Below are 10979 nucleotides of genomic sequence, written 5' to 3'. Positions count from 1 at the left end.
TGTTTCTCGCGTGATCATCACGATGACGCTATTCCTCCGTAGCTCAGTTGGCAGAGCATTCGACTGTTAATCGAAGGGTCGCTGGTTCGAGCCCAGCCGGGGGAGCCACAGCCCCGCTCCATGTGAGCGGGGCATTTTTGTGCCCACAGGCAGCTGCTCTTGTGCCCGCAGACAGCCGCCGTTCAGTTCAGACGGCCTAAATTCACTGTTCGGCGACGAGTCCGCGGTACTGCGGGAAGCGCTCGAGGTAGCGGTCGACATAGGAGCACATCGGGATGATCTTCTGATCGCGCTCCTGAAGCTGCTGGAGCACCTTGGTCACGAGTGTGCGCGCGTAGCCCTGCCGGCCGAAGGCCTCGTCGATGATCGTGTGCTGGAGTTCGTAGACCCCGGGTTCGGGCATCGTGTAGCCGAGGAATCCGACGAAGGTCCGCTCCGGGCCGGAGAGCCAGAGTTCGAACCGGTCGCGCGAGAGGTTGTCGACGACCTCGACGGGATTGCTGACGAGAACAGGGTCTTCCATGGGGAACTCCTCCTGGGGTCGGTGGTGATGAGTCTAGCTCAGGGATGCTCGCGGCTCAGGGGTTGTTTCTCCCCTGCGACGTAGACCGCGCTGGGGGTGAGGTCGAGCCACTCCTCAGGGTTGAGGTCGAAGGGGTTGCGGTCGTAGAGCTGGAAGTCGGCGTGTGCGCCGGGAGCCAGGGTGCCAAGTGTGTCCTCTTCGAAGGAGGTGTAGGCCGCGTCCGAGGTGTAGGCGCGGATCGCCTCGGCCAGGGTGATGTTCTGTTCGGCATCGAGGACCTGCCCGGTCTTCGTCGTCCGGGTCACTGCCCCGTAGATGCCCTCCCACGGGTTGCCGTTGGTGACCGGCACGTCGGAGTTGCCCGGCGCGATGATCCCGCGGTCGATGAAGGATCGGTGCGGGTAGACCCGCGGCATCCGGTCCCGCCCGAGCACCTTGAGGTAGGAGTCGCCGAGGTGGTAGATGAATCCGACAGAGGAGCAGGCGATGATGTTCCATTCGGCGAGGAAGTCGAGGTCCTCATCGGCCGGCAGGGTGCAGTGTTCGATGCGGGTGCGCCGGGTGCGCACCGCCTCGTCGTCACCGATGTTCTTCAGCGCGCGCCGGGCTTGTGCGATGGCGGCGTCACCGATGCTGTGGATCGCCAGGCGCAGCCCGCCTGCCACCGCCTCGCGTAGGTGCCCGGTCAGCGTCTCATCATCGATGTAGAGGATCCCGGTCTCGTCGCTGTGCTCGTACGGGCAGCACAGTGCGGCGGTCTTGCCTCCCACTCCCCCGTCCAGGACGAACTTCGCACCCTGGATGCGCATCCAGTCATCACCGAGCCCGCTGGTGACTCCGGCGGCAAGGGCGGCGTCGAGGATCCCGTCGTAGCCCATCTGGGTCAGCGCCCACAGCCATGGCCGCAGGCGGATGCTCAGCTGCCGGCTGTCGGCGAGCTTGGTGTACAGGCGCAGGTCGGTGCGGCTGGTGGACATGTCATGGACGGTGGTGATGCCCCAGTCGAGGAACTGCTGCTGGGCGCGGGCGAATCCGCCGGACAGTTCGTCGGGTTCGTAGTCGGGGACGGTGATGAGGTCCATCGCCTTCTCCTGGCACAGCCCGGTGAGCCGGCCGCTGCCGTCCTTCACGAGCCGTCCGCCTGCCGGATCCGGGGTATCTTCGTCGACGCCGCAGACTTCGAGTGCCTTTGAGTTGACCAGCAGCATGTGCCGGCAGGTGCGGGTGAGCACAACCGGATGATCCGGTGCCGCGGCGTCGAGGTCCGCGCGTGTGGGCATCCGGTCGTCTTCCAGGTATGTCTCATCCCAGCCAGCTCCGCGGATCCACCCGCCGGGCTCAGCACCGTTCGCAGCGTCGCGGATGGCTTTCTGGATGTCGGCGATGCTGTCGACGACATCGGGGCGCACATCGACCTGCAGGAGGGTCCGGCCGTACATGCTCGGGTGCCCATGGCTTTCGATGAACCCCGGCATGACGCACTGGCCGTCGACATCGATGTCCTTACCAGCATGTGCGACTGCGGCATCGTCTCCGATGGCGGTGATCCGGCCGTTGCTGACGTGCAGCGTGGTCGGTGCGGTGAAGTGGTCCGCGGCAAACAGGCGCGCATTGCGCAGCGTGATCTGGCTCATGCTCCCACCCTAATGCAGGTTTGCCTGCGCCTGGCGTGGTCACGGTGTCGGCGGTGGGGTCATCTCGACGTCGCTGCCGAAGGCCGCCTCGACGGCGTAGGACCATTCGCCGTCGTCGGCCGCACCGGCGATCCCATCGGCGATCGCCTCTGCCAGGGCGGGGTCCTCGGTGCGCATCCGGATCCAATATCCTGCCGGGCGCAGCCGGTTCTCGCTCAGCGTCAGCGCCTGCGGGTCCTGCGCGGCGAGTGCCTGCAGGTCGAGGTCGGGTCCGACGACGGCATCGACGTCGCCGGCTGTCAGTGCGGCGGCGCAGTCGGTCAGCGATTCGCGTTCGACGACCGCAGCGGTGGTCTCGGCCTCGATCGCCTGCTTCCCCGGTGAGTCGGGTAGTGCGCATACCTGCTGGTCGGTCAGCTTGCTGAACTGGGCGAGATCTGATGCGGCCGGGCTCAGCAGCGCCTGACCCCCGAGGTGGTAGGGCCCGGCCAGGTCGGCTGGGATCGTGTGATCGTCGGTGGACGGGCCCTCGGTTGCGCTGCCCTCGGTGGGTTCGCTCGCGTCCTCGCCAGGCTGCGCGGTGTCCGCCGCCGAGTCGGTGGCGTCGGTTCCGGGCTCCGGTTCGAGTCCCTCGATGGGCTGTCCATCGGTATCGATGAGGAGGTCGGCTGCCGGTTGATCGCCGTCGAGCAGGGACATCGGGTCTGCCGATGCGTCGACCCACGTGATCTGGTGGGCTGCGAAGCCGAGACGCCCGGCGATGAGGCTGCCGATCTCGACATGGAACCCGGCGGGCACCGTCTTCCCTGCTGAGAGATATCCCAGTCCCGGCTGGTCGAAGGGCACGCCGATGCGCAGCATCGCCGCATCATCGGCTTCCGTCCAGATCGGGCTGTCCTTGACGGCGGCCTCGGTGTCGACGGTGTAGTCGTGGGCCGGCTCGCTGCTGCTGCCGGAGTCATCGGTGATACCGCAGCCGGTGAGGAGCAGGGCGCTTCCTGCGAGCGCGGCTGCGGTGGAGAGCCTGCGGCGTGGCCTGGTGTCAGAAGTCGGCACGCGTCATCACCGGGATCACGTGATAGGCCGGTTCCTCGTAGGGGTGGGCGGCGAGCATCGCGTCGAGTGCCGCCGCGGCGGTCTCAGCTGGGCAGATGACTTCGATGCGCTCTTCGGCGACCTCCTCGGGGGTGCCGATGTCGCCGATCGTCGGGTTGGCGCCTGCGCCTGGGGTGAAGCGGCCGGTGCCGCGGCTGGAGAAGGAGCAACCGGTGTAGTCGCCGATGGCTCCGGCCCCGCCTGCAGCCAGTGCTGCGCGCACGGCATCAGCGGAGTCGATGGGCGTGTAGACGACGATGACGCAGTTCGACATGAGCCCAGCCTAGCCGCTGCCCAGGCTGCTGCCGGTGCGGCAACACGCCCTGAGTGTGAGAGCCCGGTCAGCTGCCGGTGAGCACCTCGGTGAGCACGGCACCGGCAGATGCCGGGTCGTCGTCGGCTGGTTCGACGATGACGGCTGCGACGAGTCCGCCGCGCTGCCCGATCGCCCACGGGCCGACCGTGCCGGTCTCGCCCTCTGCTGTGCCCGCGCTGCCGGTGAGGTCGACGAGGTGGGGTTCGAGGAGTTCTTCCAGTGTCTGGCGTTCGTCCTTCGTCAGGCTCTCATCGGGTGCCGGCGATGGCAGGTCCTCTCCCCCGGCCGACTGCACGAGGCTGGCCGCTGGCTGCTGGCCGGTGAGCACCCGGGCTGCGGCGATCGCGACAGACACCGGGCTGCCGGTCGGCTGCCCGCCCGTCGACACGGCAGCCGGCATGCCCAGGTCGACCCGCTCGATGCCGAGCGCCGCGAGCACCTCGGACTCAGCGGCTCCGCGTTCCTTCGCCAGGGCTGTTGTGAGTGCGTGGGCGGGTGAGTCCGGATAGCTGCCGTTCAGCGCCCGGTCGAAACCTGAGTCCCCGCCGGCGTTGGCGACTGCGCGGACTTCTCCGCTCACGGAGTCGATGACGACGATGCCCACTGGTGCACCGGCGGATGCGGCGGCTTCATCGGCACGCTGCTGAAGATCGCGTTCGATCGAGGTCGTCACCGGCGGGGCCGGCACGGCATCGACGCTGAGGATCGTCTCGCCATCGACCTGCAGGTCGACACCGGCGCGGCCGGAGAGCTCCGCTTGGTACAGCTTCTGCAGACCCGACTGGCCGACGAGGTCGCCGTCGCGCAGCAGCGGGTCCTCCTCCAGATCCTCGGCAGTCGCAGCACCCACCCGGCCGAGCAGCAGGGGCGCCAGCCCGCGGTGCACGGGCACGGACATGTCCTGGCTGCGGAACACGGTGCCGGGGATCGGGCGCAGCTCATCGGCGATATCGCGGTAGTCATCAGCGCGGATCGTGACGACCGGGACGAAGGCGTGTTCGGCTGCCGCTTCGATGCGGCTGGTCAGCGCTTGGGCGTCGATGTCAGTGATCCCGGCGAGTGCGGCTGCGGTGTCGTCTGCTGTCTGGGCGGGATCATCGGTGCGGGCCGGTTCGACCCCGACACTGATGACCGGTTCGACGCTGGTGAGCACTTCATCGCCGGATCCGAGGATCTTCGCCCGCGGCGCTGCTTCGACCTCTGCGGTGATCTCAGCGTCGTCATGCAGCTGCGGGTGGACGACCTCAGGCCGGTACTCGGCCTTCCACGACAGCTGGTCCTTCACCACATCGACCTCGGAGGTGTAGGACCAGTCCGGGACCTGGGTGCGTGAACGCGGGTTCGTCAGCCACGCCCACGACAGGGTCGCCCGCTGCCGGGACGAATCGATCTCGGCAAGCTCGATGACCTTCACGGCCACCGGTGCGTGCAGGCCGGCAGGGCGCAGCTGGTGCTGGAGCTGATCGTGTGCCCGGCCGGCGGCGGCCGGATCCGTCCAGGGACCTGCCGCCACGGCGTCATCGGCGAAGGACTGTGCGGCGCGCTTGGCTGTGTCGAGCGGGGAGGAGCCCAGCTGCGGATTGATGCCGGCGATGATGATGAGCACCGCCGCCATGGCTGCCGCCGCAACAGCGGCGAGCACCCAGCCGGTGCGCGTGACTCGGGCCATCTCGTCTCCCCCATTGATCCGGTCGTCTCCAGACCGTGCTCTCCGGCTGCTGCCGGGATGCTGGAAGCCGCCGCTGTCAGCCTAGCGTGCCCCACACCTCGGGAGCGGTCGTCCGACACCTCGGTCACCAGCCCGTGAGACAGGCGGCGCAGGGGTGGACGGGTTGGTACAGTTTCTCCAATCCACATAGAGCCCCACGTCACACAGAGGATGTGAGCAGCATGCCAGCTCCCGCGATCTCCGCCGGTCATGTGATCGTCAAGTCACTGGCCGCCCATGGCGTCAAGCGCGTCTATGTCGTGCCCGGCGAGAGTTTCCTCGACGTGCTCGATGGGCTGCACGACTCGCCGATCGACACTGTCGTGTGCCGCCATGAGGGTGGGGCGGCCTACATGGCTGAAGCCGACGGCAAGCTCGGAGAGCTGCCGGGCATCGCGATGGTCACCCGCGGGCCGGGCGCGGCGAATGCGCACGTGGGCCTGCACACCGCCTGGCAGGATTCGACGGCGATGGTGCTCTTCGTTGGGCTCATCCCGTTCGAGCACCGCGAGAAGGAGGCCTTCCAGGAGTTCGACCCTAAGGCGTGGTTCGACACCGGCGCCAAGCGCGTCATGATCCTCGACCACCCGGAGCGCGCCTCCGAGATTGTGGCCGAGGCGATGTTCGCTGCTGTGTCCGGCCGTCCTGGCCCGGTGGTCGTCGGGCTGCCGGAGGACATCATCACCCAGCCGAATGACGGGATCATCCACCCGCAGATCCCCGTCGCGCAGGGCGGCATGACCGTCACCGACTGGAAGGCGCTGAAGTCCGCACTCATGGAGGCTGAGCGGCCGCTGTTCGTCTTCGGCGGCAACGACTGGACCGATGAGGGTGCCGACACCTTCACCCAGTGGCTGGAGTCGCACAATCTGCCGGCAGCTGCCGAGTGGCGCTGTGAGGGCACCGTCCCGTTCGGCTCGCCGAGCTATGTCGGCCCGCTGGGCTATGGGCGCCCGCAGCACACCCACGAGGTGCTCGACGGCTCCGATCTGCTCGTCTTCGTCGGCACTGTTCCCGGTGACGTCATCACTGATGGGTTCACCGCCCGGCAGAACTGGGAGCGCAAGAACTTCATCGTCACCATCGACCCGTCGCTGCGCGGACGCTCAGGACCGGTGACCCACCAGATCGTGGCCAAGCCCGATGTGTTCGTCCGTGATCTCGTGCGCATGGATCTGCCGGTGTGCGATTCGTGGCGGACGTGGACGAATGAGCTGCGCGCCAAGCAGGTCGAGTTCTCCACCCCGCCGTCAGCTGAGCCCGGTGACGGGCAGGCGAAGATGACGACGATGATGGCCAATCTCGTCAAGCGTCTCGATGAGGATGCGATGGTGACCTTCGGTGCCGGTGAGCACACGAACTGGGCGCACCGCTACTTCCCCACCAACGGCTATGCCTCGATGATCTCGGCCCGCAACGGCTCGATGGGCTACTCGGTACCATCGGCGGTGGCGGCGAGCCTGCAGTACCCGAAGCGGCAGGTCATCTCGATCGCCGGTGACGGTGAGTTCCTCATGAACGCCCAGGAACTCGCCACCGCCAAGCAGTACGGCGCCACCCCGCTCATCATCGTGATGGACAACCAGGAGTACGGCACCATCCGCACCCATCAAGAGCGGGCGTACCCGAAGCGGGTCTCGGGCACGCAGCTGGAGAACCCGGACTTCGCGCTCTTCGCGCAGGCCTTCGGCGGCTTCGGCGTCCGGGTCGAGCAGGACAAGGACATCCCCGGTGTCCTCGATGAGGCGTTCAAGGCAACTGAGAACGGCCAGTTCGCCGTCATCCACCTCATCGTCGAACAGCGCGTCAAGGCCTACTGAGCGACAGCGCGTCAGCTGAAGAAGCGGCTGGCGAATCCGGGCACCGGGTTCGCCGCCACTTCGGCTGTGGTCCCCGTCTGGACGACCGCTCCGTCGTCGAGCACGATGACCCGGTCGGCCAGCGCCTCGACATCGGCCCGATCATGACTGATGAGCAGCGCGGTGGCATCACCGAGCAGCTCGGCCAGCAGCGCGCGGATGTGCGGGACACTGTCGCGGTCGAGGGCTGACATCGGCTCATCGAGCAGCAGCAGATCCGGCTCAGCGATCGCAGCCCGGGCGATCGCCGCCCGCTGCGCCTGACCGCCGGAGAGCTGGTGCGGCCGCCTGTCCTCCATACCGGTCAGATCGACGCGCTCAAGCATCTCCACCGCCCGGGCGTGGGCGTCGCGCCGGGCCACCCCACGGCAGCGCAGCGCGAAGGCGACGTTGTCGGCAACCGTCATGGTGGGAAACAGCAGCGGGGCCTGCGCCAGCTGCACGATCCCGCGTTTGTGAGACGGCACCCGCACCTTCCGGCCTGTGGTGCGCACAATCGGGCGATCACTCAGGGTGATCTCCGCCTCGGGCGGGGTCAGCAGCCCGGAGAGCACATCGAAGGTCGTCGACTTCCCGGCCCCATTTGGCCCGATGAGGGCAGTCGTCGAGCTGGCCGGGACCGCGATGTCGATGTCGAGTCCGCGAGCCGGCAGGGTGATCTCAGCATGCAGTTCGCTCATGCGCGCGCCTGCTTCGGGGTGCGGTAGGTGGCCACGACGATAGTGAAGGCGATGATCATGAGCACAACCGACAGCGCGATCGCCTGGGCCGGGTCGGTTTCGCGGGCCAGGTAGATCTCCAGCGGCATCGTGCGGGTGCTGCCCTGCAGCGATCCGGCAAAGGTCAGGGTGGCGCCGAACTCGCCGAGTGCCCGGGCGAAGCACAGCACCGTGCCCGAGGCGAGGGCTGGGGCGAGCACCGGTATCGTCACCGTCAGCAGAGTGCGGGTGGGGCTGGCACCCAGGCCCGCGGCGATGCGCTCATAGCGCGGGTCGGTGCTGCGCAACGCGCCTTCAAGCGTCATGACCATGAAGGGCAGCGACACGAAGGTCTGGGCGAGCACGACAGCGATGCCGGTGAAGGCGATCGAGATGCCGCCTGCTTCGAGGTAGCGGCCGATGAGGCCCACGCGCCCGAAGGTGTACAGCAGTGCGATGCCGCCGACGACCGGCGGCAGCACCAAGGGCAGCAGGCCCAGCGAGCGCAGCACTCGCCGGCCGGGGAACCGGGTGCGGGCCAGCACGAAGGCCAGCGGCACTCCGCCGAGCACGCACAGCACAGTAGCCGCCAGCGAGGTCTGCAGCGACAGGCGCAGGGCAGTCAGCGCCGAATCCGAGCTGATGAGCTCCCACAGGGACGCGTAGGGCACCTGCGTCAGCAGCCCAATGATGGGCACGATGACGATGGCCGCCCCGCAGGCTGCGGGCAGCCACAGCCAGCGCGGCAGACCAGCGTGACTCACGGTGCGCCGAAGCCGGCGTCAGCCAGCGCTTCCCGGCCGGTGTCGGAGAGCACGTAGTCGACCCACTGCTGGGCGGCCTCGGCGTTCTCCGAGGACTTCAGCACACCGATCGGGTAGTCGTTGATGACATCGGAGGACTCCGGGAAGTCGACGGCGGTGACGTCATCGCCGGCACCGGTGGCGTCGGTGACGTACACGAGTCCGGCGTCAGCCTGGCCTGAGGTGACCTTGCCGAGCACATCGGTCACGGCGTTCTCCTCACTCACCGGCTTGAGCTCGACGTCGGCGAGTTCGGCGACCTCCTGGGTGGCGGCACCGCAGGGCACCTCGGGTGCGCAGATGACCAGTGAGATGTCATCGGCGCTCAGGCTGTGCAGGTCTTCAACGCCCCTGGGATTGTCCGGGGCGGTGACGATGGTGAGGGTGTTGGTGGCGAACATCTGCGGCTGGTCTTCCATCAGGTCCTCATCAGTCATCTTGTCCATGTTCTTCTCATTGGCGGAGGCGAACACATCGGCCGGCGCCCCGGCCTGCATCTGGGCGACGAGGTCGGAGGAACCGCCGAAGGAGAAGTCGACGGAGGTCCCGGTCTCCTCCTCGAAGGACTCGCCGAGGTCGGCGAAGACCTGGTTGAGCGAGGCGGCGGCGAAGACGGTGATGGAGCCGCCGTCGGACTCGGCGCCGATGCCTGACCCGGCGCTGTTGCCGGATCCGCGGGAGCAGGCGCTGAGCATGAGGGCGGCAGCCGCCGTGAGCGCACCGGTGGTGATGAGCGTCGATTTCATGAGTGTGGCTCCCTTGCTGCGTGTCCATGCTGGCAGCAGTCCGCGCCAGCTTGAGCACACCGTAGCACTGCATGTGCGTTCGATGTGCAGGATTCCACACGATGATTAAGAGTCTCTTTTCATCTCGACCCGCAGATGCGGATCTATAGAGGTCTGGGCGGGTGCGCCTGCACACACGCGCCGCACCCGAGTCAGCGCTTCGGCATCTCCAGCAGCACCTGGGTGGCCTTGACGACGGCGGTTGTGACGTCGCCGACGGTGAGCTCAAGCTCCTCGACGGCCTCGGCCGACATGAGCGAGACGACCCGGTACGGACCGCACTGAACATCGACCTGGGCCATGACGCCGTCCTTCTTCACGGCGGTGACGAGACCGACGAACCGGTTGCGGGCCGAGGACTGCACAGCGGCCGGATCCTTCGGCACGACCGCGGTCGCGCGGGCCAGCTCGGCGAGTTCAGCTCCATCGACGACGGCGCGCCCGCTGCTGTCGAGGCGCTGGGAGAGCTTTCCGGCGTGGATCCACCGGCGAAGGGTGTCATCACTGACCCCCATGAACAAAGCAGCATTGGAGATCCGCAGATCAGCCATGGCTCCGCCTTTCCATTGATCGGGGTGACTGGTTCAGGCTTCAATCATTCTGCCACGCCAGCACGTCACATGCAGACCTGACTATATAGCGGATTTCATCCGCTGCACACATGAGCCGACATGCGGACCGCTCCCGGCAAGAGGATGGCCTCGATGCTGCTCTCCACTGTGCCACGATGGGGGTATGCACGACGATCTCTCTCCAGCGGATTTTCCGCTCACCACGACGGACAAGCTGCGCTATTCCGACACCGACAGACAGGGCCACATCAACAACGCGGTCTTCGCGACGTTCTTCGAAACCGGTCGCGTCGAGATCATCTCCCAGATCGAGCAGCACGCCGAGGTCGCCGACCGCGAATTCGTGCTCGCGCGGATCACGATCGACTATCTGCAGGAAGTCCACTGGCCGGGCACCGTGACGATTGGCAGCCGGATCAGCCGGGTCGGCTCCTCCTCGCTGACGGTCGAACAGGTGATCGTCGTCGACGAGGCCGTGTGTGCGCGAGCCGAATCGGTGATGGTGCAGATCCGCACAAGCACCCGCCGCTCCGAACCGTTCGACGATGCAGCGCGGGAGTTCTTCGACACCCTGAGCTGAGCGGTCACCGACACGCCCGTTGAGGTTTCCAAGCGCGTGAGTGTCGGCATAAGCTGGATGAACGAAGGAGGCGATGACCATGACGAAGAGCGGACAGGAATCGAGCAGCTCAGGCTCGAAGGGCCTCGACAAGATCGAAGAGGCCGCCGAGAAGGTGCTTGGCGACGCGCAGGTCGGCAAGGGCGAACGCGTCGGCTATGTCGAAGACGATTCCGAGGCGCGCACTGCCGCGACTGCGGCAGCACACGGAGATGAGGCGATTCTGCAGGAAGACGGCACCCACCTCATCATCAGCAAGACCGAAGGCGATCCACCCGTCGACACCTGGCGGCACTGAATCGCAGCACTGGGCAGAGCCCGTCGGATCACCGGCGGGCTCTGCTGCTGCCCACCGGGTCTCCCAGCG

General features: G+C 67.1%; 12 protein-coding genes and 1 tRNA gene. 4 read left to right on the top strand and 9 right to left on the bottom strand.

Annotated features, from left to right (window positions below):
• The first annotated feature begins 32 nt into the window (after positions 1 to 32).
• Positions 33 to 108: transfer RNA gene (locus HLA91_RS06385), tRNA-Asn, on the top strand.
• Positions 109 to 202: 94 nt separating this feature from the next.
• On the opposite strand, the gene HLA91_RS06380 is transcribed toward HLA91_RS06385, so the two are convergent.
• From HLA91_RS06380 to HLA91_RS06360, 5 genes are all read right to left on the bottom strand, one after another.
• On the bottom strand, positions 203 to 523 hold the full coding sequence (locus HLA91_RS06380) for a GNAT family N-acetyltransferase (RefSeq protein ID WP_102159870.1): 321 nt from the start codon (positions 521 to 523) through the stop codon (positions 203 to 205).
• A 38-nt stretch (positions 524 to 561) separates the two neighbouring features.
• Positions 562 to 2157 (bottom strand): amidohydrolase, encoded by a 1596-nt coding sequence (locus HLA91_RS06375; RefSeq protein WP_170274012.1) that lies wholly within the window; start codon positions 2155 to 2157, stop codon positions 562 to 564.
• 39 nt (positions 2158 to 2196) lie between these two features.
• Positions 2197 to 3213 (bottom strand): type 2 periplasmic-binding domain-containing protein, encoded by a 1017-nt coding sequence (locus HLA91_RS14175; RefSeq protein ID WP_170274011.1) that lies wholly within the window; start codon positions 3211 to 3213, stop codon positions 2197 to 2199.
• Positions 3200 to 3526: a hypothetical protein gene (locus HLA91_RS06365; RefSeq protein WP_102159864.1), complete on the bottom strand. Its 327-nt coding sequence runs from the start codon at positions 3524 to 3526 to the stop codon at positions 3200 to 3202. Before HLA91_RS06365 ends, HLA91_RS14175 begins: the two co-directional genes overlap by 14 nt.
• Positions 3527 to 3593: 67 nt before the next feature.
• Complete coding sequence (locus HLA91_RS06360; protein ID WP_170274010.1) at positions 3594 to 5237, bottom strand: hypothetical protein; 1644 nt, start codon at positions 5235 to 5237, stop codon at positions 3594 to 3596.
• 221 nt (positions 5238 to 5458) lie between these two features.
• Here HLA91_RS06360 and HLA91_RS06355 point away from each other — a divergent pair, with 221 nt between their 5' ends.
• Positions 5459 to 7096, top strand: a complete 1638-nt coding sequence (locus HLA91_RS06355) for a thiamine pyrophosphate-dependent enzyme (protein WP_170274009.1) — start codon at positions 5459 to 5461, stop codon at positions 7094 to 7096.
• Positions 7097 to 7107: 11 nt separating this feature from the next.
• On the opposite strand, the gene HLA91_RS06350 is transcribed toward HLA91_RS06355, so the two are convergent.
• The 4 genes from HLA91_RS06350 to HLA91_RS06335 all read right to left on the bottom strand — a co-directional run bounded on the left by HLA91_RS06350 (position 7108) and on the right by HLA91_RS06335 (position 9972).
• Positions 7108 to 7815 (bottom strand): ABC transporter ATP-binding protein, encoded by a 708-nt coding sequence (locus HLA91_RS06350; RefSeq protein ID WP_170274008.1) that lies wholly within the window; start codon positions 7813 to 7815, stop codon positions 7108 to 7110.
• Positions 7812 to 8597, bottom strand: a complete 786-nt coding sequence (locus HLA91_RS06345; protein WP_170274007.1) for an ABC transporter permease — start codon at positions 8595 to 8597, stop codon at positions 7812 to 7814. Before HLA91_RS06345 ends, HLA91_RS06350 begins: the two co-directional genes overlap by 4 nt.
• A complete protein-coding gene (gene modA / locus HLA91_RS06340; protein ID WP_170274006.1) occupies positions 8594 to 9382 on the bottom strand; it encodes a molybdate ABC transporter substrate-binding protein in 789 nt (262 codons plus the stop codon). The genes HLA91_RS06345 and modA overlap by 4 nt, the downstream gene beginning before the upstream one ends.
• Positions 9383 to 9573: 191 nt before the next feature.
• Entirely contained in the window at positions 9574 to 9972 is a 399-nt protein-coding gene (locus HLA91_RS06335; protein ID WP_170274005.1) for a TOBE domain-containing protein, read from the bottom strand.
• 184 nt (positions 9973 to 10156) lie between these two features.
• Between HLA91_RS06335 and HLA91_RS06330 the strand changes: the two genes are divergently transcribed.
• Positions 10157 to 10573, top strand: coding sequence for an acyl-CoA thioesterase (locus HLA91_RS06330; RefSeq protein WP_170274004.1), 417 nt, complete (start codon positions 10157 to 10159; stop codon positions 10571 to 10573).
• 73 nt (positions 10574 to 10646) lie between these two features.
• Positions 10647 to 10910 carry a hypothetical protein gene (locus HLA91_RS06325; RefSeq protein WP_170274003.1) on the top strand — a complete coding sequence of 88 codons (264 nt, stop codon included), beginning with the start codon at positions 10647 to 10649 and terminating at the stop codon, positions 10908 to 10910.
• Positions 10911 to 10979: the final 69 nt, after the last annotated feature.

The organism is Brevibacterium luteolum (assembly GCF_013004595.1).
GTDB lineage: Bacteria > Actinomycetota > Actinomycetes > Actinomycetales > Brevibacteriaceae > Brevibacterium > Brevibacterium luteolum.
This window is presented reverse-complemented; position numbering and strand designations above follow the sequence as displayed.

What these genes read in the sequence shown, in the direction of transcription:
- HLA91_RS06365 (WP_102159864.1), bottom strand. Translation starts at nt 3,526, where the DNA reads ATGTCGAACTGCGTCATCGTCGTCTACACGCCCATCGACTCCGCTGAT.
- modA (WP_170274006.1), bottom strand. Translation starts at nt 9,382, where the DNA reads ATGAAATCGACGCTCATCACCACCGGTGCGCTCACGGCGGCTGCCGCC.
- HLA91_RS06325 (WP_170274003.1), top strand. Translation starts at nt 10,647, where the DNA reads ATGACCATGACGAAGAGCGGACAGGAATCGAGCAGCTCAGGCTCGAAG.
- HLA91_RS06380 (WP_102159870.1), bottom strand. Translation starts at nt 523, where the DNA reads ATGGAAGACCCTGTTCTCGTCAGCAATCCCGTCGAGGTCGTCGACAAC.
- HLA91_RS06360 (WP_170274010.1), bottom strand. Translation starts at nt 5,237, where the DNA reads ATGGCCCGAGTCACGCGCACCGGCTGGGTGCTCGCCGCTGTTGCGGCG.
- HLA91_RS06335 (WP_170274005.1), bottom strand. Translation starts at nt 9,972, where the DNA reads ATGGCTGATCTGCGGATCTCCAATGCTGCTTTGTTCATGGGGGTCAGT.
- HLA91_RS06375 (WP_170274012.1), bottom strand. Translation starts at nt 2,157, where the DNA reads ATGAGCCAGATCACGCTGCGCAATGCGCGCCTGTTTGCCGCGGACCAC.
- HLA91_RS06350 (WP_170274008.1), bottom strand. Translation starts at nt 7,815, where the DNA reads ATGAGCGAACTGCATGCTGAGATCACCCTGCCGGCTCGCGGACTCGAC.
- HLA91_RS06355 (WP_170274009.1), top strand. Translation starts at nt 5,459, where the DNA reads ATGCCAGCTCCCGCGATCTCCGCCGGTCATGTGATCGTCAAGTCACTG.
- HLA91_RS06330 (WP_170274004.1), top strand. Translation starts at nt 10,157, where the DNA reads ATGCACGACGATCTCTCTCCAGCGGATTTTCCGCTCACCACGACGGAC.